The following is a 22,153-nucleotide window of genomic DNA, read 5'->3' on the forward strand; positions in this document are numbered from 1 at the left end:
ATGGGCTTACAAACTAGGGGGCTTTTAGAACAATTATGCTTATTATTGGTATTGCAGGCGGCACTGGTTCGGGGAAAACCTCAGTGGCACGCTCTGTTATAGAACGCCTTGGCGCAGACAAGGTGACCTTCATCTCGCAAGATAATTATTACAAGGATCATCCCCATTTGACATTCGCTGAGCGCGAAGGGCTGAACTATGATCACCCGCTTGTCTTCGACAATGATTTGTTGGTAGAGCATTTGAAACAACTGAAAGCTGGAGAAGCTGCCGAGGCGCCTATTTACGATTTCGCGTCGCATTCCCGCTTTAAGGATAAGACAGTAGAGCTAAAGCCATGCAAGATCGTGGTCATTGAAGGGCTTCATGTCCTCTCCGATGAGAATTTGCGGGCAATGCTCGACATTAAAGTATTCGTGGACACCGATCCCGATGTCCGAATCCTGCGCCGTGTATTGCGGGATATCGAAGAGCGCGGACGCTCGATTCAATCCATACATGACCAATACCTTAAGACGGTCAAACCGATGCATGAAGCTTTCATCGAGCCGTCCAAAAAATACGCCGACATCATCATTCCCGAAGGCGGAAAAAATGAAGTCGGCATCCAAATGTTATCGATTCTGATGGAGAAATACTTCTAAAATAACAAAGGACGCAGCCATGATGGCTGCGTCCTTTGTTTAATCATGTTAATTACCCGGGTAATACTACCCACCTTAAACAAGCTTATGAGCTTGTACTCTTTTACGATAAGACGAGTAATACCAGCCCAGCATCACAATCGCAATAACCGGACATAGGAATAGCAGCTGGTACACATGGTTATACGCATGTTCCAGAGAGGTATTGCTCATCTTATGGAGCAGCAATCCGCAGAGCGCCACCGACAATGATCCCCCGAAAAACTGAATAAGCTGCATCATCCCCATACCAGAACCAATCAGATGCCGCGGCAAAATGCTGGACGTCTGATTATTCAGCGAAGCCAGCGTTGCCGAGAAGGCAGGAGAGAAGAGCAAGTACCCGCACATAATGACAAACGGCGATCGTCCTACAAAGGTCATGAATAAGGCAACGACAGCTGTCAGGATCACTGTTCCAATAAACAGGAACCGGATATTGCCGTAACGGTCAAGCCAGCGCCCAACAAACGGTGTAAGCATCGCGGACAGGATTGCTCCTGGTGCAATGAGGAAACCGATCAACAGCTCTGATTTGTGGAACAAATTCGCGAGAACTAGCGGCATCAGAAACAAATTGCCCAGGTTAATAATCAGCAGACAGAATCCTACAACAAGCAGGCGGTTATAACCAGGCTGTCGGAATACTTCCGGATTAACAAAGGTCCCTTCGCCTTTCGACTTACGAATATGAAGCACATGCAGGACGATCGTCACTACACTTGCTGCAAACCAAATCAAAGACTGCTGGGTTACGGCAAGTAATAATGTCGTCGCGTTGATGACTGTCCATGCCGCCCCGAAGTAATCAAATTTTGCAGGCTTTGGATTTTCTTTTGGCAATAGCTTCAGCAAGATCGGCAGGATGACTAACACGAGGCAAGTAACGACAAACAAACCATTCCATCCAAAGTATTCGCTGATCACACCACCAACGATTGGCCCAAGTCCAAACGCCATCGCACTGCCGGCTGCTATCATCGAAATCGCCTTGCCTCTTCTCTCGATCGGGATATATCGGCTTGCCAATACAAGTCCAAGCCCCGCCATCGCACCTGCTCCAGCCGATTGCAAAATTCTTGCTGTCAGCAGCAGAGCGAAACTATGAGCAAAAATACCTAGAACGGATGATAATCCTAATATGAGCAGCCCTATCGCAACCAGTCTGCGGATCGGAGCAATGTCCGACAAGCGGCTGTAGATGACGGTTGATAAAGCATATCCAATCGAATAACTGGATACAATCCATGATCCGAGATCGGATGAGATACTCAAATCGTTAATAATACTTGGTACTGAGACGTTAAACATTGTCGTATTCATGACAACGACAAACAAGCCCAGCATCCATACGGGCATTACAATTCTGTCATTCAAGTTGTCCACCTAGTTTCCTTACGAAGTTACTTTACTTTGTTTAGTATAGCACAAAAAAAGATGAAGCAAGGATCGGCCCCTTGCCTCATCTTCTATTGCGTTCCTTTAAGAATTCGTTACTTGAGGGGCATGACTCTGACGATATGCCAAAGGGGTCATTCCCATCTTTCTCTTGAATACTTGGAACAAATAGTTGGTGTTCGTAAAGCCGTGGTTGACCGCAATTGATTCTACCGTATTCGACGTCTCCACCAGTTCTTCGCAAATACGCTGCAGACGGAAATCCTCCAAATAACTGCTAAAGGAGCTTACCCCATAACGGTGAAATACTCGTTGCAGCTGTCTTGTGCTGATCTGGATACGATCTGCAACCTCCTGCAAGGTAAGCGGCCTTGCGTAATTGTCGTAAATATACTGCTGGGCCATCTCGAAGCGATGCGCCTGAATATCTCGGGATGGCAGCATCTGCTGCCCTTCCCGATCAACTGTCGCTTTTGCCGCACGAAGCAGAATTTGAATTAGGGCCTGCCGTATCGTGGTATAAGCGCCAAGTTCTCCAGATCGCCAAGCTATATACGCCTGCAGGAAGCATGTCATCGCATCATGCTGATCCATGAATGGACGAAGAGGAAAATCAATCAGCGCCTGCATGCAGGCTTCCGATTCCTTATTCTCCCACTCCGCTCCCCATTCTTCTGTACCTGGCTCATCCGAAAGGCGAGTAATATCGACATGCAGGCATAGCTCTTCCATTCCAGAGCGAGCATCGGCTGTCTGTTGATGGACAACACCGGGACCGGTCAAATAGAACATGCCGCTGTTCAGCTTATAGATATGGTCGATAAGGGTAACAGTTCCCTTGCCTCTAGGTATAAAATGAAACTCAAACTCCGAATGTTTGTGAAATTTGATGACATGCCCCGGTTTGAAGGTGGTCAAATGCCATTTCAATACCCGAATGCCGTAACGTCCCCATCTAAAATGCAGATCAAGCCGTTCAAGCGCATCCATCTTATCTTTCATTATTGCATAAGGATACGGTCTCGCATTCACTTTGCTGTCTGACTCTGCTGCCTGCTCCCGTTCATCCCCACTAGACATGATTTCAGTTGAGCTCTTCAAGACGTACAGCTCTCTTCTCTGCAACCGAGCGGTTAGAAGCTTCCATAAGCATCGTCAGCTCTTGTGCCATACGAATGTTATCTACAGCTACTGTATTGCTTTGAATATGCTCTGCCCATTGCTCGAAAGCTTTGTTACGGTCGCTTTGCGGCTCCGCTGCGATCCACTCTGATTCGCCGTTTTTATTGCTGCGAACTAGTACTTTGGCATCTGGTGTTCCATACAGCAGCGAGCCTTCTGTACCATGCACCTCAATTGTAAATGGAGAATGCGCATTAACAAAGCCCGCTTCTACAATACCAAGCGCACCATTCGCCGTTGTAAGAATCGATACCGCGTTGTCCTCGACTTTTTTACCAGTCACATAGCCGAATGAAGCTTGAACCTGTACAGGCAATTCGCCCAGGAACAATCTTGTCAGATACATCGGGTGGCATCCCAGATCAATCAGAGCGCCGCCACCGCATTGTTCGAGGTTGTAGAAATGCTCAGGAAGCCAGTTAGCAGTTGCACCGTTATGCGACAAACGAACACGGACCATAGTAACGGTTCCGATATCACCTGACTCCAGTACCTTCTGAATAGTTGCTGTATACCAATCATTTAATCTTGGCAGCGAAACGGTCAGCTTCACACCTGCTTCTTCTACAGCGTTTACAATTTCGTTCACTTCTTTTGTTGTAAGCGCAAGCACTTTTTCAGTGAAAATATGCTTACCTGCCTGAGCAGCCTTCACCATTACGTCACGGTGGATGTTTGTTGGTGTATCCACGATTACGCCGTCAATATCTTCTCTAGCAAGCAGTTCATCCAGGTTTGCAATAAAAGGAACGCCTAATTTAGCCGCTGCTTCTTCGCCTCTTGCCGGAATTTCATCCCATACTGCTACAATTTCCGTATTCGGATGTGCTTGTGCCTCTCTCGTATAATCCCATGCATGTACATGCCAATAGCTTAACATTGCGACTCTAATCATATAACGTCCACTCCTTAAATTAAATGATTGCGATCACTTCATATTCGCGACTTATTTCTAAGGTAGCACACCATTCCCCAAAGGAAAACTAGAACATAAAGACAATCTGACTATAATAATGCGACATAGACAAGAACATTTCTCTAGACTTATTGACTCCAAATATCGGTCAAACCTATAGTAATGGCATAAACATATTTTACTTATAACGGAGGCTGAACATGAGTAAATTATTGAAAATTGGTATTATTGGCTGCGGCGGTATCGCCAACGGCAAACATCTTCCAGCTCTTAGCAAAAACAAGAACGTAGAAATCGTTGCTTTCTGTGACATCGTTGAAGAACGCGCTGCAGAAGCACAGCAAAAATACGGCAAAGAAGGCTCGAAAGTATATTCGGACTACCGCGAGCTGATTGCAGACCCATCTATTGATGTCGTGCATGTATTAACACCAAACGACTCCCATTCCTTTATTGCGATCGATTCGCTGGAAGCTGGCAAGCATGTTATGTGCGAGAAGCCAATGGCGAAGACAGCTTCTGAAGCAAGAGCGATGCTGGAAGCTGCCAAACGTACAGGCAAAAAGCTGACGATCGGTTACAATAACCGTTTCCGTTCGGACAGCCAATACCTGAAGAAAGTATGTGAGCAAGGCGAGCTGGGCGAAATCTACTATGCACGTGCTCATGCGATTCGTCGCCGCGCAGTTCCAACTTGGGGCGTATTCCTTGACGAAGAGAAACAAGGCGGCGGACCACTTATCGATATCGGTACACACGCACTTGATTTGACGCTTTGGATGATGGACAACTATAAGCCGGTGTCGGTAACAGGCTCCGTATTCCATAAACTTGGTCACAAAGAAAATGCCGCTAACGCATGGGGCCCATGGGATCCTGCTAAATTTACAGTTGAAGATTCGGCTGTAGGCTTCATTAAAATGGAGAACGGCGCAACGATTACGCTTGAAGCAAGCTGGGCGCTGAATACACTTGATATCGATGAAGCAAAATGTACGCTTTGCGGTACAGAAGGCGGAGCAGACATGAAGAATGGTCTCCGCATTAATGGTGAAGAGAACAGCCGCTTGTTTGTGAAAGAGGTTGACCTCTCCGCTGGCGGTGTAGCCTTCTACGACGGCGCATCGGACCGCGATATCGATGTTGAATGCGCAGCTTGGATCAATGCGATCCTGAATGATACGGATCTGGTTGTTAAAGCCGAGCAAGCACTTGTTGTAACGGAGATTTTGGAAGCGATTTACGAATCCGCTCGTACAGGCGAGACCGTCTACCTCAATCGCGAAAAAGTAGCGAAATAAATCATACAAAAAAACACGTCCGGAAACGGGCGTGTTTTTTTGTGCTGCCGTTATTCTTCATCCTCATCCTCCAGCACAACATCAAGCACCGTTGTCTGATTCGCAATGATGATCGGATGACGTAGTGCCGGTTTTTTATCTGGATACGTAAATACAGCAATAAGAGTACCTGCAGGAAGATTGGTCAGCGTATACCTGCCATTCACATCACAAATGGTGGATCGTAGGAAGGTTCCACTCACAGCTGGAGACTGCTCAAGTGCTTTCGTATTGACCCGCTTGCGGCTTCTTGAAACTGGCTGTGCCGGAATGGGGTCAGGAATATAAACCTCAACAAGCGCCTTGTAAAGAGGCCTCCCCTCCGTATCCCGAATCGTACCAGTCAACGTCCCATATTCCGTTGGCATTCGGAATTGTATAACCGGATCAGCCGCCGAATTGCTGCTTACCGTAACTCTCTGAGCTTGTGACGCGTAGATCGGTGAAGTAGCAGTGACGATATAGCTACCGGGACTTAACGTCAAGAAAATGAAATTCCCCTCTTCATCACTGGATATGGATTCAATCGCAATTAACTGCTCCGTTAATACGGTAATAACCACGCCCGAGATCGGAGCACCGCTGTCTGCGTTGAATGTAATCCCCCGCAGCTGTGCGGCACCTGGCTTCAGTTGTAGATTTACACTTGCTTGCTGGCCAGGTGGAAGAACGGTTCGGACAAGGCCATACTCATAGAATCCTAGAATGGCAACCACCGTAATAGGCCCTTCCGTTCCCGTTCCTAATGCATAGAACCCTTCTTGGTCAGTTACGCCCTGGCCGATAATAACACCGTTATCATCAATCCCAACAACCAGAGATTCTGGAACGCCCGCTCCCGTATTGGTATCCGTTACTTTGCCGATTACTCCTGCTCCAGACGGTCTTAACGTAAAGTCAACACGGGTCACTCCCCCTTTGCCAACAAAGAAAGAAGACTGCTCCAGCTGAAATCCAAACAAGGTCACATTCATCGTGTAATTACCTTGCGGTAGATCCTGAAACAAATAATTGCCTGAGCTGTCTGTCGCTGTAAGAGCTAAAGGAGCTGCAAAGTTATTAAACGGCCGTAAGACAACGATTACATTAACAAGTGGAGCACCAGTTAAGGCATTTTTGATCGTTCCCGCCACAGAGCCAGGAAGCGGCTGCAGGGCAAAACTAAGCTTCGATGTTGTACCAGGTGCAATCTGAAATCCCGATTGGCTGGTCGCAAAACCGTTTGCAGATGCAAATAAGAAGTAGTTGCCGAAGAACAGCTGGTTATATTCATAGCTTCCACTATTGTCTGTCAATACGGTCGCCAATTGCAGCTGACTGCGGTTAAACAATTTAATTTCCGCACCTGCAATAAGACTTCCATCCAGCAGGTTTGTCACAAAGCCAACAACAGAACCAGGGTTTGGGCTCAGCTCGATCGGAATATTTTGAGTAACGGCAGATATGGCATTTACCGCAACAGCATTAGTAGAGAAACCAATCAACGAAGCAAATATTGTGAAACGTCCTAAAGGCAGAAAGTTAATAATAAAGCTGCCACTTCGGTCAGTATACGCCGTTTCAACCGGTATCGCTGTCCTTCCGTTAATCCCAATCAGCACACCTTCAAGCGGCTCTTTCGTAACGGCGTTGCGAACAGTTCCAGATAAGGATACAACCTCGGGGTTAAGGATAATCGTAATGAGATTACTCATATTCGCAATGACATTTATCGTTTGAGAATTTGTCGTAAAACCTGGTGAAGTGACGCTTAGTTGATACGTATCTGGCAGGATGCCCTCTATAAAAAATAATCCATCATTATTAGCGAATAAGGTGTTGACCAAGGTCCCGTTAGCGGTAAACAGCTTAATGGAAGTTCCGTTATTGTTCAGCGGGGTATCATTGGAGCTTCTTATTCGTCCTTCGATGGAGCCTTTCAAGCGTGTCAATTGAAGTGATGCTCCTGTGATCATGTCATTACGGACGATAGCCCCAACCGAATTCGTGGCATATCCTTCCGCACTGACAATAACGGCATAGGAGGCAGGCCGCAAATCATCTACGATAAAATTACCGAATTGACTCGTCGTAGCAATCGCTATGATAATCCCAGAAGCGTCGGCTGACCGGATTTCAATACTTGCACTGATCAGCAGTTCTCCAGTATCTGCATCCGAGATCTGACCGCTTATCCCGCCTGCTAACGAGAGGAGAATGTAGCTTATTCCTGTCTGCTGTTCACCAGGGCCAAGTCTGACAGCACCAGATTGATCGGCAAATCCTGATGCTGAAATAATAATGGTAAGAAAACCAGGGGGGAGAGTGCCTACAAAATAACTACCCCATTGAGAGGTTTGCCCGTTCCCACGCAGCGTTTCGGTCTGATCGAATATCAAGACCGCCGCATTCGAGATAGGCTCCCCTGTATCCGCTGTAATAATCCCAGAAATGGAGCCAGGGTTTGGACTTAATTGAATGACGGTTTGAGCTGTCTGATTAACAGCTACCCTTACTCCCACTGGGGATGAGGAGTAGTTGTTCGCCGATGCTGCTAAGATATAATTACCTGCTCTTAGTTCAATAAATCGGAAAGTCCCTGTATTGTCCGTTAGTGTAGAAGTTAGTGATAGATTGTTATTCAAAGAGAGTCGAACAAGCACATCCGGGATAGGCGGGTCTAGTATCCCTTCAATGTTCCCCGTTAACTGCGATAAAGCAAAGTTGGTCTCGGTAATCGTATCGGCAACAATGGTTGCACCAACAATGACAAAATCATAATTATCAGCAGTAGCAAGAATGTTATAGTTGCCTGGCTGCAGACCACTTATTTTGTAAAAGCCCGTATTGTCCGTTATACTCGCACTTATCGTCAGTCCATGTTGGGTTGAAACTTTGACAAACGCTCCTTCAACTGGAGCTAATGTTACGTTATCCAACACCCTCCCTTGAACAGCCCCGGGTAAAGGAAACAGAATCAAATCACCATTAACTGTCGAATCCGTTAAGACTTCTACCGTAAGCTGATTCGTCTGAAATCCATTCGCCTGGAAAGTTAACAGGTAAGAGCCTGGTGCCAGATCATTGGTTACATAGCTGCCAGACAGCTCAGTAAATATCGTCGAAACAATTGTCTCGGTTGAATTGGTAATGATAATAGATACGTTAGCTGCTATGATCTCTCCTGTGCTGCTAGTGACCCTGCCCGCAATCCTACCGGGATTAGGCAGCAGTTGAAATGCAGTTTGCGTCTGCTGACCGGGCTGTACGACAACAATGGTAACCACATTCTGAAAACGTTGAAGAGCAGCTGTCAAAATATATTCACCTGGTGTCAACCCGCTAATCATAAATGCTCCTGTAGTATCGGATATCGATTGCGTGATGACTGTTTCAAGACCGATCACACTAAGCGCTGCACGTACAACTACACCCTGAAGGGGATTACCTGATGGATCTGTAACCGTGCCAAGCACACTTCCGTTGTCCGCTTGAAGAACAAAGTCAAGCTGAGTAGCTTGAAGAGGCTGAATAAGAGCACCAAGTTGCTTGGCAGCAAAGCCTGCTGTTTCGGCAACAACAACATAGATATCAGTAGTCAGGTTCGCAATAAAATAGGTGCCTGACTCGTCAGTAAAGTCTCTAATAATCGGTCTGTTGTTTAACAGAATTGTAATAAGAGCATCAATAAGGGGGCGCCCCCCTTCATCCGTAACACTTCCGCGCAAGGAACCACTTAGACGAGTCAGGAAAACTTCAATGGAAGTATTCATCCCCATCGAAATCGTGACACTAATCTCTCGATTGGAAAAAGTTGTGGAGTTAAGAAGTAACGTGTAAGTCCCTGCGGCTAAAGAATCTATAGAGAATTGCCCTAAATCGTCTGTTGAAAAGGTATCAAGCAGTACCCCATTCAGCTCTTGGATGATGATCGCTACGTTACTAAGAGGAAGATTGGAACCTTCTTCCCTTACCGTACCGGACAAACTCCCAGGCAGCGCAGCAAGCTGAAGATTAATCGTCTCGGTTGCTCCTGGAGCCACACGTACAAAAGCATTAGCCCCAGAAAAACCACCGGCTGTCACCCGAACGAGATATAAAATTCCTGGTACCAACAAATCCAGAGAGAATTGTCCATTAGCATCAGATCGTGTCTCGAATTGTAATCCTCGCTGTTCATTAATCAAATTAACGGCGGCTCCGGCAATCGGCTGTCCGTTTGTTGATGTGACCTGACCAGTCACGCTGCTTGGATTCGGTACAAGAACAACATCAATAATACGATCATCTGCTGGAAGCAGCGAAATAACAAAAGAAACAAGCATATAGCCTTCTGCTCCCGCACTTACACGCAGCTTTCCTGCGGGCAGATTCGTAATCGTATATTGCCCATTGTTATCTGTGAACGCTTCCGCGATGAATACGCCAAGAGGGTCTTCAATCGCAACCCGAACATTTTCGATTGGTGAACTGTCAATTGAAGAGACAATTGTTCCGTGTATCGCCGCAGGTAAAGGAACAAACAACGGGTTAAGCGTTATACTTTGCCCTTCCGCTATCGTAACGGCTATAAGCTGCGTCTGAAAGTCTGTCCGTGACAATTGAACGGTATAACTTCCTGGAGGAATACCTGTTATGCCAAATTCACCGTTAGCGACTGAGACGGTTTGGAAAGCACCTGTTGGAAGCAGAACAACACTAACTCCATCCACTGGTAAACCGCTGTAAATATCTTTTATAACCCCAGATATACTTCCTGAGGCTTGAACCGCAATCTTCTGTGACAGCTTCAGCTCGGGAAGACTGTTTCCCGTAAACTGATCAATCCCTCTAACAACAAAGGTGTCGATCGTAATCTGCCCCGGATTTGGAAAAATGGTCGTAAGGTCAACGCTATAAGAGGCAGTCTGTCCGTTTGCCAAGTTCCCGATATTCCAGCTTAAAGTATTGTTAGCTGCATCAAAGGCGGCGTTTCCAACGGATGGCGTACTATTAGAGGCAGAAATAATTGTATAATCGCCAGGTGTTACCGTAACTGAAATCGATTGCGCTGGGCTTGTTCCCACATTGCTGACTTGAAGATTCCTTCGGAAATTTTCAATGCTGCCTGATGGAATCACGGCAGGAAGGGTATTTTGTGCATTAGCGGTAAGCTGAGCCCGTACGTTCGCCTGATTAAAGGTAACGCTGTCTGAGAAGGGCAAGGAATCTTTATCGAAATTTTGATTCGTCGTAGCGGTGAAAAAGAGCATACGCACAGGAGAATTGGGAGTGAAGTTAATACCGTTTATTGTGAGCTGACTAAAAAAGGTCCCCGTATCCACGAAGAAATCAAGAAAGTAATTACTCGTCCCGCCAAACGATGAGCCGTCATTCGTAAGGCCTGCACGGGCTAAGTCAAAGTTATTGATTGGACGTTGAAAGTTAGGAAATCCATTACCATCGGATCCTTCAGGCCTATCGGACAACGGATCGCCTGATGTGCTTTGATTACCATTACGGACGAGTGTAATCCAGCTTCTTCCACCATCAACGGCCATCATAAATTCATAGGATGGAACCGCCTGATAATCAAATAACACGCCCCAAATCCTATTCTGAAAGCTGTTATTGGATCTTGGATCACCCTGTAGTCTTATTCGGAAATAAACGTTCTGTCCGTCATACGCATAATAAGCTGGCGGGAACTGTGCATCTCCAACGATGTCTACGGATGCCGGCGTTACATCGCCTGCCGGGTCAGATGGCGGAATGCCATTCACCTTTATAGGGACAAATTGAATATTAGAGGGGAACGCCATATTAGTACCTCCTTCATTCTCACGCGCAAATTTCTCACTTTTTCAAAGGTATGCAGCGGGAAATGAAGTCATTATTAAATAAAGAACCTCCAGCCAAGTGGCAGGAGGTACTTGTTATCTATTGTTATGCATTGGGCAAACTCAATTGCCACGATATACCGAACCGGTCGTTCAGCCAGCCGAACCGTTTGGCGAATGGATATTCACCAAGAGGCATTAATACGCTGCCGCTAGTTGAAAGGGCATCAAACAACCGGTCTACTTCCTCTTCTGAGTCGCAGGTTAGAAATATGGAGAACGATGGCGTGAACGTAAATGCATGTTTCACATAACTGTCGATGCACATAAAAGACTGACCTTTTAAGGTAAAGCTTGCCTGTACGACGCTTCCCTCTTTACCAGGTCCTTCTGCGCCATACCGCGTGATGTTTGTAATCTCCGAATCTTCAATTAAAGAAGTGTAAAACGTTATCGCTTCTTCTGCATCATTTCCTTGAAACATGAGGAATGAACTTACAGCCTTCATTGGGCTCAACTCCTTACTATTCATTTTGTTTGCAGCTTCGTAAGCTTTTCCGGATTCCGTACAATATAGATTTCCTGTGCCTTGCTTTGCTTCAATTGAATGAATGTCGCAGTTGTTATAATTCCATCCTGCCGTAAGAGAATACCGATTTCACCACCAATTGTGACGAGCTCCACTGAAAAGCCCCCTTCCTCCTGCTCTGCTTTACGTATAATACCAAGCAGGAACTGGACCACGCGTCCAGCAGATTGAATTGGCCGAATAGCTGAAGTAACTTTTCCGCCTCCATCTGAGAGTAGGATAGCATCCTCATGAAGCAGGGATAAGACCTCTTCCACTTTGCCTTGAGATAGTGCACCAAGAAATTGCTCAATCCATTGTTGCTGGACAGCGCCATGCTCAAGCAGGTCTTCTTCTGTTATTCCCATCTTTGCCTTTGCCCTGCTCATGATCTTGCGGCAATTTTGTTCGCTCTTGTCAGTTAGCTCAGCGATTGCAAAATAGTCGAAGCACAGCGCTTCGCGTAGAACAAAGACGGCCCGTTCAGCAGGCGTTAGTCTCTCAAGCAGGACCAGCATCGCATAAGAAAGCGTTTCATGACGTTCAGCTTCTTCAAAGCTGCTATCGTCAAAAATCGGTTCCGGCAGCCATGGCCCGATATACAACTCTCGTCTTTTACGTGCGGACCGCAGCTGGTCAATACAATGATTGTTCATTATTTTACACAGGTAGGCTTTTGGCTCCTGCAGCAAGTCTACACTAACGTTCTGCACTTTGACGAACACATCCTGCACGGCGTCTTCCGCATCTGCAGCCGATCCTGTTAATTGATAAGCCAGGCGGAACAGCAGTTTTTGATACTGCTTATACAGTTCTACCATGTCATAGCTCCTTAAGATTTCAGCATACTGGAATAATCCCACACATAGCTCTTAATTTTGTAAGCAAGCCTGCCCGAGATGATTATATCAAGCCCCCATTTGTGCGTCCACAAAAGCCCGCGTCCCGGACCAAGCCCAATGACAAAGGCATCCATAATTGCTTTATGCTTAGGCGCCTCACCGCCTGTCAAATCTGCTGCAACAATTTTACCCAAACGCTGTGCTTGCGGAATCGCCTCTTTACAGGTCATTTGACTCGCTTTGCCGCTCGCCCGCTCCACAATAAAGGCATTATCGCCAATGGCATAGACTCCGTCGGCGTCAGGAACCCTGTAGCTCTCATCTACAATTACCTGCCCGCTGTCTGTTAGAGGCAGTCCCATTGTACGAAGAATAGGATTTGGCATAAGGCCAAGCGTCCATACGGTGAGACCCACCGGCAATGAATCACCATTGGATAAAAGAAGGCGGCCTCCTTCCTCCCGAAGTGCTTTCCGCTTATGGTGCACCGTAACTCCGCATTCCGCAAGATCCTGTTCCAACTTGTGGCTTACTTTTGCTGGCCCCTCCAGAAACAACCGTTCCTGCGCATTAATGAGATGAACCTTGACCTCTGAGGGATGAAATCCATATTTGCCAGCTTCCGCCCGCATAGCAAAAGCAAGCTCAGCGGCTGTCTCAACACCGGATATACCCGCACCTGCGACCGTAGCTGTCAGTAAACACTGCCGTTCTTCCTTGCTTTTCCCTTCAGCCGCTCGTCTCATATTATCCTGCCATAGGTCGTAAATCTGTGAAGCAGCGCTCACACCGGATAACGCAATTCCTCCATGCTCCGGCTCCAGCCTACGGGCAACACTCCCGATCGCCATAACAAGAACATCATAAGCAAGCTGCTGCTGGTTCCCTTCATAATCGGTATATAAAAGACTTTTATTCTCCGTTTCTATTTGCATGAGAGAGCCCTGAATAAATCCTGTACCCTCTGGCAGCAGCTGCTCCCAAGGAACGGTAATATTGCTTCTGCTGACGGCAGGACGAAATAATAGCACTTTCCGTATATGATGCGGCTGCTGATCAAGCAAGATCAGATTAAGCTTTAGCCCACTTCCAACTGCTTTATAAGCTTTCTGAATGGCCTTCATCGCATGAATACCCGCGAATCCTCCTCCAACAACTATACAGGTCCGTTCTTTCATAGATAACCTCTCCCTTATTTCCATTTGCACATGTAACGAGAAGAGGCTGTTTTTTGTGACAGTCGTTATATAGAATTACATTTAATAGCACAAAGTTAACGTTGACGTAAAGATTAACTCATATTACATTGGTGAAGTTTGCAAACCATCTACAACAATCACTGAAAGGGAGAATGACTAACATGTCTTCACCAGCAAAAGCAATTGCTCATGAACCATTACAGAAGTCTGAATCTATGTTTAATCAACCAATTGCCGTTTGGGCCATTGCGTTCGCCAGTATTATCGCCTTTATGGGTCTTGGCCTGGTCGATCCCATCCTGCCAATGATGAAGGATCAGCTTCATGCCTCAGACAGTGATCTCACCTTGCTCTTCACCAGCTACAATGCCGTTATGGCCATTGCCATGCTCGTAACCGGCGTTATATCCTCCAAGCTTGGCACGAAAAAGATGCTGCTCACCGGTATCGTCATTATTGCCATATTTTCCGCTCTCGCAGGCAGCGTGGATAATGTCATGTCAATCGTATGGCTTCGAGCAGGCTGGGGTCTAGGAAATGCCTTCTTCGTAGCAACGGCATTGTCGGCCATCGTTTCTTTGTCCCGTGTTGGTGTTGCCAAATCGATTATTTTGTTCGAGGTTGCTGTAGGTCTTGGTATCTCCGTTGGCCCTTTGCTGGGCGGTGAGCTTGGCGCAATCTCGTGGCGCAGCCCGTTCTACGGTGTTGCTTGCCTTATGGTTCTCGCTTTCTGTCTTATTGCCTTCATGATGCCTAAACCTAAGGCGCCGGCTGTCGCAGCTGTTAAAAAGAAAGCATCTATTCTTGATCCGTTCCGGGCGTTAAAGCATCGTGCTCTACTCATCTTTGGCTTGTCTGCTGCCTTGTACAATTTCGGCTTCTTCACCTTGCTTGTATACGCTGCACTCGTTCTTGGCCATATCCATCATGTCGACGTTCATGGACTAGGTTATGTATTCCTTGGCTGGGGGCTGCTCCTTGCCTTTACTTCCGTCTTTATGGCACCTAAATTGCAGAAACGTTCGGGTACAATCAAATCGATGTGTATCCAGCTTACGCTCTTTGCTTGTACCTTGTTTGCAATGGGCTACTGGACGACGGAGAAAGCCGTTGTCATTAGCATGGTTATTCTTGCAGGGGCATTCCTTGGAAACAACAATACGCTGATTACAACTGCCGTAATGAACGCTGCACCAGTTGAGCGTCCAACCGCATCTGCAGCTTACAGCTTTCTCCGGTTCATAGGCGGCGCACTTGCTCCCTATTATGCCGTGAAATTTGCGGAATGGTTTGATTTCCATGCGCCATTCTACATTGGCGGCGGCTTCGTTATCCTTGCGGTTATCCTCATCGCGGTTAACCATAAGCATCTGAAGCATGTCGATGATGTTGAAGGACATTAAGAACAAATAAAGAACAAATTAAGAACAATTAACATACAAGTTGGCTCTGATTATTGAGGGCCAGCTTGTTTTTTTATCTGATGGGCTACAATATAGAAATATGACATTACATGGAATAGAGGTTACCTATTGAAAAAGATCGTTCTGATCCGTCACGGACAAAGCAATTGGAACGTCGAGAACCGATTTACAGGTTGGACCGATGTAGACTTATCGACTCAAGGGCTGGATGAAGCAAGAGAGGCTGGGAAAATATTAAAAAAACATGGCTACGTCTTCGACACTGCCTATACTTCCGTCCTGAAACGCGCCATTCGGACATTGTGGATTATCCTTCATGAGATGGATCTGGTATGGATTCCCGAGCATAAGACATGGATGTTAAATGAACGGCATTACGGCGCTCTCCAGGGGCTGAACAAAGCCGAGACAGCTGCGAAATACGGAGAAGACCAAGTATATCTATGGCGCAGATCCGTTGATATCCGCCCTCCCGCATTGGACAAATCCGATAAGCGATACGAGGCAGCCGATTCACGTTACAAGGACCTGAAGGACGGAGAAGTTCCTTTAACGGAAAATCTGGAGGATACGGAAGCACGTGTGCTGAGATACTGGAATGCAGAAATAGCTCCCGTCATCTCCGCTGGAGGCCGCGTTATTATTTCTGCTCACGGCAACACCCTCCGGGCATTAGTGAAATACCTGGATCAAATTCCGCCTGACGGTATAGCAGACCTGAACATTCCAACAGGCATTCCACTTGTCTATGAATTAGATGATGAATTAAAACCGATCCGCCATTATTATTTAGGCTGGGAAGGTCCCTATCCTGAGGGCCAGATTCCATCGCATATGACCCATTAATTATAATTGGAGCCGGCAGCAAGCCGGCTCCAAGAATACTACCCGAATATGAGAATTATGCTATTACCTTCCCACGAACAGCTTACAAGTTCATACCGCCTGACGCTTCGATACGTTGCGCATTCACCCAGCCGAGCTCTGGCGTACATAATGAGGCTACAACTCCGCCGATATCATCAACTTCACCAACGCGGCCAAGTGCCGTCAGCGAGCCGAGATGATCACGAATGTCCTGATTATCCCTCACAACTCCTCCTCCAAAGTCTGTCGCAATAGCACCAGGTGCAACCATATTCACACGAATGCCGCGTTTGCCAAACTCCTTCGCCATATATTTCGTCAGTACTTCAATTGCACCTTTCATAGCGGCATAAGCACCATAGCCATCTGTTGTAAATCGCGTTAATCCGGTAGACAGATTGACAACACCACCATGATCGGCAATACGAGAGAGCAGCTTCTGCGTTAAGAAAAAGACTCCTTTGAAATGAACATTCATCAGGGAATCGAATTGCTCTTCTGTTGTACTTGCAATTGGCGCATTGATGCCAAAGCCTGCATTATTGATCAGGAAGTCGAATTGGTCACGATTCCACTTCTCTTTCAGCAGATCGCCTAAACGCTCGGCAAAGCTGTCAAAGGTAGACACATTGCCCGCATCAAGCTGCAACGCCGCCGCTTTACAGCCATTTGCTTCAATTTGCTGTACAACCTCTTCGGCACCTTCCTTACGAGAAAGATACGTAACGATAACGTCGATCCCTTTCTTCGATAAAGCTATAGCCGAATTGCGCCCAAGGCCTCGGCTTCCTCCTGTGACAAGTGCGATTTTATGATTAGTTTCCATGATTGTAGTCTCTCCTTTAACCCCGAAATTTGAACCCTTGATTATTGTAACCAGTTGTTCTAAAGTGAGATTACTCCTTCGAGTTAACTCTAAGTCAAGCCAAAGGGTGAAAAAAAATGAATTATACGATTAATGAAGTCGCAGCCAAGTTTGGACTGTCTGCCCATACGCTCCGATTTTACGATAAAGAAGGCCTTCTTCCCTTCATTACAAGAACCAAATCCGGTAACCGCACTTTTACGGAGATGGATCTGGACTGGGTCGCTCTGATCTGTTGTCTGAAGGATACTGGCATGCCAATTAAAGAAATCAAGCTGTACAGCGATTGGTGCAAACAGGGACGCGGAACAATTGATGAGCGTAAAAAAATGCTTGCTGACCACCGCAGCGAGGTGCTGAAGCAGATCGAAGAGCTTAACAAAAACCTTGAGCTGATTGATAAGAAGCTGGATTGGTACGAAGACCCTGAAATGCTTCTCAAGATCGATGAACATGTAGAAAAAGCAGCTTTGGAAAAATAATGCTTTGAATTTCCGTTATTCTTCCCCTACAATAGGTACTAATATTGCGTATAACCTCGGCAATACGGGCCGAGGGTGTCTACCGGGAACCGTAAACTCCCGATTACCAGCATGCTTATTTCAGCATCGATGGTGATCGGGAGTTTTTTTATTTTCTTGGCAAAAGAATTGCTCTACCTTGGCACAAGGTGCCGATAATCTCACAATTCTTTAGGCTTATGCTTTCGAAGTAAGAATTGCTCTACCTCGGCACAAGGTGCCGATAATACCACAATTCTTTTTAGGCTTATGCTTTCGAAGTAAGAATTGCTCTACCTCGGCACAAGGTGCCGATAATACCACAATTCTTTTTAGGAGAGGATATAAATATGAAAACAAATGAACGGCTTAAGAAGCGAATCGAGGTTGCGAGCAAGCGCGCCGCCGCGGATGTTGTCATCCGAAATGGCAGCATCGTTAATGTATTTACAGGTGAGATCATGACAGGCGATATCGCCATTGTTGATGGTGTTATCGCGGGGATTGGCGAGTATACAGATGGTGCAACGATCGTTGACGCAACGGGTCAATGGATCATCCCAGGCTTAATTGATGGACATGTGCATATTGAAAGCTCGATGCTTACTCCTCGGGAATTTGCCAAAGTTGTTCTTCAACATGGAGTAACAGCAGTCGTTACCGATCCGCATGAAATCGCCAATGTAATGGGCAGCGTAGGTATTCAATATATGCTCGACCAGTCTGAAGGGCTGCCACTCGACATTTATGTCAATCTGCCGTCCTGCGTGCCGGCAACTCCATTTGAAACAAGCGGCGCACAGCTGGAAGCTGCGGATCTTCGACCATTCTACCAGCATCCTAAAGTGCTAGGTCTAGCTGAAGTGATGGATTTCCCCGCCCTTGCCGCAGCCAGCCCCGGACTAATTAATAAATTGTCTGACGCTATCGATCATCAAGCCCATATCGACGGACATGCGGCCGGCATAACACGCGAGCAATTAAATCTGTATATGACAGCAGGCATTCGTACAGACCATGAATGTATTAATGCTGAAGAAGCCAAACACCGTCTGGACTTAGGTATGTATTTGATGATACGTGAAGGAACTGTCGCGAAGGATTTGGAAGCCATCCTTCCTGTCGTGACGACGAGGAACAGCCGGAGATGCCTATTCGTAACCGATGACAAGTTAATTGATGATCTCCTTACTGAAGGTAGTGTCGATTACAGCATCCGTCTGGCTATTAGTAAAGGGCTTGACCCAATAACTGCTGTTCAGATGGCTACTATAAATACGGCAGAATGCTTTGGCCTTCGTGATCAAGGCGCAATTGCTCCTGGTTATAAAGCCGATCTTGTCATTCTTGATGATTTGCAGCAGCTGGTCATTAAACAAGTATACAAGCAAGGGGTAAAAGTGTATGCGAATGGCAAACTTGATGAAGAAGCTTTTCCCGCTCTGACACCCGCTTCTATCAGTAACAGTAATCAGAACGTTGCTGCGCTTCGAAACGGGATAAAACCGCTGCAGCCGGATGCTCTCCGCCTCCCTCTTAAGTCCAAGCTTGCCAATGTCATAGGGATCATTCCGAATTCTTTGGTAACCCGTCATTTGAAGGAAGCGGCAGAGAGAGATCATGAACAGCATTTTGTAACATCAACAAAGCAGGATCAATTAAAACTTGCTGTGGTGGAACGCCATCATGCAACAGGGAATATCGGGCTTGGCATTATAAAAGGGTTCCAATTCCGCAAAGGCGCCATTGTTTCTTCTGTTGCCCATGACTCGCACAACATCATTTGTGCCGGGGTGACGGATGAAGATATGCTTATAGCAATCGAGCATGTCGTTACGATGAACGGCGGCTTAGCGGTAGTTGCAGATGGTGAGGTACTAGCTTCCTTACCATTGCCTGTCGGCGGTCTCCTGTCCGAGCAAAGCTACAGCGAAGTGAATGAGCAAATGCTGGGGCTATATGCAGCACTTCGCGAGATTGGCGCCCCAGATACCTTTAATCCCTTTCTAACTTTATCGTTCCTGGCGCTTCCGGTTATTCCAGAGCTTAAGATAACGGACAAAGGCCTGTTCGAATTTGCTTCCAATAATCATATCAGCATCGAATGCTAATAGATTCCTATTCCTTCTAATTGATATAATAAGGAAGAGAGGAGTGGAATCGGATGACTAGATGGGTAGATCAATATATTCGCAATGAGGAACAAAGAACCCGGGTTACGGAAATCGATAAATTAGCGGCTAGTTTTGCGGAGAGAGCGTCAACGCATGATCGTGAAGGCTCTTTCCCCTTCGATAACTTCGCGGATTTGCGCGAGGCGGGTTACTTGAAATTGACAGTGCCTAAAGCTTTTGGCGGGGATGAGATTTCTCTCTATGACCTCGTTATGCTGCAGGAGCGTTTAGCATACGGAGACGGATCAACAGCTTTGGCTGTTGGCTGGCATATGGGACAGATTATCCATCTTCGGACGACGCAAAAATGGCCGCAGCCTATATTCGCAGAATTATGTAAGGCTATCGTGAATGAAGGCGCAATGATTAACACCTTCGCCAGCGAAGCTGCTTCAGGCAGTCCAAGCCGGGGAGGCAAACCCGAGACAACGGCAGTTGCAGTTGATGGCGGGTGGCTCATTACTGGCCGCAAAACCTTTAGTACATTGTCGCCGATCCTCGACCGTTTTGTTGTAACGGCTTATATCCCTACTGAAGACTGTGCCGGTGATTTCCTAGTCACACGCGGGGAGCAAATAAAGCTTATTGAAACTTGGGATACGCTTGGCATGCGTGCTACCGGAAGCCATGATGTTGTACTTGATCAAGTATTTGTCCCTGCTGTTAACCGGCTTATCAGCAATGGAACAGATGACGGAGGCGGCTGGCTGCTGCATATTCCAGCCTGCTATTTGGGAATCGCATTAGCTGCAAGAGATTTTGCCTTAGAGTTTGCAAACAGGTACCGGCCAAACAACATGGAGAAACCCATCTCTGCTATCCCATCTGTTCAACAATCGATTGGTGAGATGGAAGTTGAGCTTCGAACCGCTCATACGATGCTCTATTCGATCGCCGACCGCTGGGATCAGGAAATAGAAAACAGGCCCGCTTTGAAAGCGGACCTCGGTCTTGCCAAATATGTCGTAACGAATAATGCCATAAAAGTTGTAGATATCGCCATGCGGATTGTTGGCGGCACCAGCTTATCCCGGCAGCTGCCGCTCGAGCGTTATTACCGAGATGTCCGGGCTGGATTACATAACCCTCCGATGGACAATGCTGTGATTCAGAATCTCGCTGCCGCAGCTTTAGGCGAATTCGTAAAATAAGTTGATGTAGAGGCGCTAGAACAGATTATCGTGGTCACGTTTTAGCGCTTCTTCATTTCCTTTTATAAAATATTCATAGTCCCCTAAACGTCTCATCGCCTGTTGATCTGACAGCCACACCCATTCATCAATCTCCGTCTGACAGCGGTGTGCACGGAACGCCGCAAGCTTCGCTTTCTTCTGCCCGCTGACGTTGATTTTGGCAATGTCCTTTTTGAAGTATCCATACACTTCAGGGTATTCCATCGCATCTCCGAATGAAATGAAGTACAAAGCTTTCGTCAGCCCCGTACGATCCAATGCTTCAATCGTCGCTTTTCCTATAGCACAATGATCAGGATGCCCGCCCCACTGTTCATGGAAGGTCAGAATAACATCAGGATCTACTTCTCTGATCAAACCTGCAATACGATCAGCTAATTGATCTGGATCGGCAAATTCAACGGTTTTATCACGGATATTGAAGAAATGAAGATGTTGAATGCCGAGGCGCTCGCAGGCTTCGCGCAGCTCCAGTTCACGTGCCTCCGCCATCGTCTCACGGTTTAAATAGGGTGGATTGCCCATTCTCCGCCCCATCTCGCCTCTTGTTGCACTGACAAGCGTGATCTCAACTCCAGCATTTGCATACTTAGCCAAGGTACCCCCACAAATAAAAGACTCATCATCGGGATGAGCAAATACGGCAAGAAGCTTTCTTGTTTCTGAGCTCATTCGGCAAACGGCTCCTTTCCGATATGTAAAGCGACATTCATCCGCCCTCTGTCATCGTACCCGGCAAGTAATAGACGGCTTCCTTCGTCAAACTCATAATGCGTGAGTGCTTCCATACGCAGCCAGCCAATCTGATCAAATCGGAAAGCCACTCGGAATGGTCCGTCTCCTGCTACAAAGGCCTGCGACAGCTTCACCTTAAAATTGCGTACAAAAACATAAGAGGTTGCCTCGCTATGGACGTAGATGTCTTCGCCAATGAAAACCCGAAGCAGCTCTTCTACTTCTGATTGGATAATCGGTTTCATCACTTGTTTCCCCCGGACTCTTCTATCGATTCTTGCTTCAACTTATAAAGACAGGCTTGGCATACACATGCCTTACCTGCTAGTTCAGGCGGTATCCGTTCAAAGACCGCCTGCGGAAAGGCTTCCTTGCTGCACCAGCATTCTCCTGCCGGTAGTCCAGCCAGATTACCACAATTATTCTCTTCCTTACAGATTGGACAACGGGCTTCGCTTATCTCGGTCAT

Annotated in this window: 18 protein-coding genes and 1 riboswitch; of the genes, 7 read left to right on the top strand and 11 right to left on the bottom strand. The window is 46.7% G+C overall.

All coding sequences use genetic code 11. From position 1 onward, the window contains the following. The first annotated feature begins 35 nt into the window (after positions 1–35). Positions 36–644 carry a uridine kinase gene (gene udk, locus AC0YNT_RS13455; RefSeq protein ID WP_167279860.1) on the top strand — a complete coding sequence of 203 codons (609 nt, stop codon included), beginning with the start codon at positions 36–38 and terminating at the stop codon, positions 642–644. 75 nt (positions 645–719) lie between these two features. Here the strand turns inward: udk and AC0YNT_RS13460 are convergent, their stop codons facing one another. The 3 genes from AC0YNT_RS13460 to AC0YNT_RS13470 form a co-directional block, all read right to left on the bottom strand. Continuing rightward, on the bottom strand, positions 720–2,069 hold the full coding sequence (locus tag AC0YNT_RS13460; protein ID WP_475805052.1) for an MFS transporter: 1,350 nt from the start codon (positions 2,067–2,069) through the stop codon (positions 720–722). Between the two features lie 96 nt (positions 2,070–2,165). Beyond that, positions 2,166–3,182 (bottom strand): helix-turn-helix domain-containing protein, encoded by a 1,017-nt coding sequence (locus tag AC0YNT_RS13465; protein WP_475805053.1) that lies wholly within the window; start codon positions 3,180–3,182, stop codon positions 2,166–2,168. Then, complete coding sequence (locus tag AC0YNT_RS13470) at positions 3,166–4,158, bottom strand: Gfo/Idh/MocA family protein (RefSeq protein ID WP_475805054.1); 993 nt, start codon at positions 4,156–4,158, stop codon at positions 3,166–3,168. Before AC0YNT_RS13470 ends, AC0YNT_RS13465 begins: the two co-directional genes overlap by 17 nt. A 221-nt stretch (positions 4,159–4,379) precedes the next feature. On the opposite strand from AC0YNT_RS13470, the gene AC0YNT_RS13475 reads away from it, so the two are divergent. After that, positions 4,380–5,480 (top strand): Gfo/Idh/MocA family protein, encoded by a 1,101-nt coding sequence (locus tag AC0YNT_RS13475; protein ID WP_475805055.1) that lies wholly within the window; start codon positions 4,380–4,382, stop codon positions 5,478–5,480. A gap of 50 nt (positions 5,481–5,530) precedes the next feature. Here the strand turns inward: AC0YNT_RS13475 and AC0YNT_RS13480 are convergent, their stop codons facing one another. The 4 genes from AC0YNT_RS13480 to AC0YNT_RS13495 form a co-directional block, all read right to left on the bottom strand. Beyond that, a complete protein-coding gene (locus tag AC0YNT_RS13480; protein ID WP_475805056.1) occupies positions 5,531–11,299 on the bottom strand; it encodes a carboxypeptidase regulatory-like domain-containing protein in 5,769 nt (1,922 codons plus the stop codon). Between the two features lie 124 nt (positions 11,300–11,423). Next, the gene (locus AC0YNT_RS13485; RefSeq protein WP_475805057.1) at positions 11,424–11,825 is read right to left on the bottom strand and encodes a VOC family protein; all 402 of its coding nucleotides are present in this window, start codon (positions 11,823–11,825) and stop codon (positions 11,424–11,426) included. Between the two features lie 20 nt (positions 11,826–11,845). Further along, the gene (gene sigJ, locus AC0YNT_RS13490; protein ID WP_475805058.1) at positions 11,846–12,706 is read right to left on the bottom strand and encodes an RNA polymerase sigma factor SigJ; all 861 of its coding nucleotides are present in this window, start codon (positions 12,704–12,706) and stop codon (positions 11,846–11,848) included. Positions 12,707–12,717: 11 nt separating this feature from the next. Continuing rightward, on the bottom strand, positions 12,718–13,905 hold the full coding sequence (locus AC0YNT_RS13495; protein ID WP_475805059.1) for an NAD(P)/FAD-dependent oxidoreductase: 1,188 nt from the start codon (positions 13,903–13,905) through the stop codon (positions 12,718–12,720). Positions 13,906–14,087: 182 nt separating this feature from the next. Here AC0YNT_RS13495 and AC0YNT_RS13500 point away from each other — a divergent pair, with 182 nt between their 5' ends. Continuing rightward, positions 14,088–15,329 carry an MFS transporter gene (locus tag AC0YNT_RS13500; RefSeq protein ID WP_475805060.1) on the top strand — a complete coding sequence of 414 codons (1,242 nt, stop codon included), beginning with the start codon at positions 14,088–14,090 and terminating at the stop codon, positions 15,327–15,329. Between the two features lie 129 nt (positions 15,330–15,458). After that, complete coding sequence (gpmA, locus tag AC0YNT_RS13505; protein WP_475805061.1) at positions 15,459–16,196, top strand: 2,3-diphosphoglycerate-dependent phosphoglycerate mutase; 738 nt, start codon at positions 15,459–15,461, stop codon at positions 16,194–16,196. Positions 16,197–16,278: 82 nt separating this feature from the next. Here the strand turns inward: gpmA and AC0YNT_RS13510 are convergent, their stop codons facing one another. Beyond that, positions 16,279–17,043 (bottom strand): SDR family oxidoreductase, encoded by a 765-nt coding sequence (locus tag AC0YNT_RS13510; protein WP_475805062.1) that lies wholly within the window; start codon positions 17,041–17,043, stop codon positions 16,279–16,281. Positions 17,044–17,159: 116 nt separating this feature from the next. Between AC0YNT_RS13510 and AC0YNT_RS13515 the strand changes: the two genes are divergently transcribed. From AC0YNT_RS13515 to AC0YNT_RS13525, 3 genes are all read left to right on the top strand, one after another. Then, the gene (locus tag AC0YNT_RS13515) at positions 17,160–17,564 is read left to right on the top strand and encodes a MerR family transcriptional regulator (RefSeq protein ID WP_475805063.1); all 405 of its coding nucleotides are present in this window, start codon (positions 17,160–17,162) and stop codon (positions 17,562–17,564) included. A gap of 28 nt (positions 17,565–17,592) precedes the next feature. Next, positions 17,593–17,690, top strand: a riboswitch (purine riboswitch). A gap of 242 nt (positions 17,691–17,932) precedes the next feature. Further along, on the top strand, positions 17,933–19,693 hold the full coding sequence (gene ade, locus AC0YNT_RS13520; protein WP_475805064.1) for an adenine deaminase: 1,761 nt from the start codon (positions 17,933–17,935) through the stop codon (positions 19,691–19,693). A gap of 53 nt (positions 19,694–19,746) precedes the next feature. Continuing rightward, complete coding sequence (locus tag AC0YNT_RS13525) at positions 19,747–20,907, top strand: acyl-CoA dehydrogenase family protein (RefSeq protein ID WP_475805065.1); 1,161 nt, start codon at positions 19,747–19,749, stop codon at positions 20,905–20,907. Positions 20,908–20,922: 15 nt separating this feature from the next. Here the strand turns inward: AC0YNT_RS13525 and AC0YNT_RS13530 are convergent, their stop codons facing one another. From AC0YNT_RS13530 to AC0YNT_RS13540, 3 genes are read right to left on the bottom strand one after another with little or no spacing between them, the layout of a single operon-like run. Next, positions 20,923–21,621, bottom strand: coding sequence for a PIG-L family deacetylase (locus tag AC0YNT_RS13530; protein ID WP_475805066.1), 699 nt, complete (start codon positions 21,619–21,621; stop codon positions 20,923–20,925). After that, complete coding sequence (locus AC0YNT_RS13535) at positions 21,618–21,929, bottom strand: DUF1806 family protein (protein WP_475805067.1); 312 nt, start codon at positions 21,927–21,929, stop codon at positions 21,618–21,620. The genes AC0YNT_RS13530 and AC0YNT_RS13535 overlap by 4 nt, the downstream gene beginning before the upstream one ends. Beyond that, the gene (locus AC0YNT_RS13540; protein ID WP_475805068.1) at positions 21,929–22,153 is read right to left on the bottom strand and encodes a cysteine-rich CWC family protein; all 225 of its coding nucleotides are present in this window, start codon (positions 22,151–22,153) and stop codon (positions 21,929–21,931) included. The genes AC0YNT_RS13535 and AC0YNT_RS13540 overlap by 1 nt, the downstream gene beginning before the upstream one ends.

Source organism: Paenibacillus sp. J22R56 (assembly GCF_056269375.1).